Raw genomic sequence first — 1,013 nt, 5'->3', positions numbered from 1 at the left:
TTTGCTAGGAACGTAATTCTACTGTTTTCTTGTGTTCTTACAGCCCTGCTTTTTTCTTCTTTTCTCTTTTCATGACGCGCTACAAAGGCATTGGCTTCATCATTCCATAACAAAGAATCCTGTGCCACTCCTTCAGAAACTTCTTTAATCCGTGCATTCACATTCTTGATATTTGTATCAAGACCAGTAAATGCACTCCCAACATCTTTAAAAGAGCCCTCTGTTATATTACCCTTTGTATCAATCTTGGATAAGTCATAAGTTGGTCCCGTCATGTCAGAACCAGCAACTCCTGCACCTCCACCAAAATATTTTGATGTATTCGCCATAGCCGTTTCCAGATTTCTCGCTGTGGACGAAAGACTCTCATTGGTTTTGCTTAACTGTGAAAAATTAACTGCATCGTTCGCTCCAGTGCCATCCGACACTCCTGTAATCTTTTTACCCCCAGCATCTATCCCAGAAATGATTATTTTCGGACCATTGGCTATCACTAAGCCTGTTGCATCTAAGGTATTTGTACCTGCCTTTACGCTCTCCAGTGTGATATCCTTTGCTAAATCAAATTTTACCTTATTGTCCTCTTTGCCTTTTGTAATATTTAGGTTGCTACTTCCAGCTGCCAAATCCATTGGGTTGGTTGAATCAACACTCGTCGTATCTGCACCATCAACAGAGAGATCCCAACTTGAAGTTATAGAGTCTTTTAGAGCTTTTAGCTGCGCAACATTCACGGCATCAGCGTCGTCCGCGCCATCTGCAACGCCAGAAAGAATTCTGGTCTTATTATCTTTATTGGCAATAGTGATTTTATCGCCATCTGTATCCTTACCAATGGTGATGTCTTTCGTCTGCGCATCTTGTTTGATAAAACTACTGGCGGCTACTTCTTCTTTTATTTCCTTCAGTTGTGCAAAATTCACCGCATCGGTGCTTTCAGTACCCGTTGCCACTCCAGTTATCTTTTTACCTCCAGCATCAACACCTCCGGTGGTTATTTTCGGACCATTGGC

At 42.0% G+C, this 1,013-nt stretch carries 1 pseudogene; it reads right to left on the bottom strand.

Annotated features, from left to right (window positions below):
• A pseudogene (locus ACFILW_RS10020) lies at nt 1-1,013 on the bottom strand (hypothetical protein); the annotation flags it as partial.

Origin of the sequence: Bartonella sp. TT110JLCBS (genome assembly GCF_042193405.1) — a bacterium.
GTDB lineage: Bacteria > Pseudomonadota > Alphaproteobacteria > Rhizobiales > Rhizobiaceae > Bartonella.
This window is presented reverse-complemented; position numbering and strand designations above follow the sequence as displayed.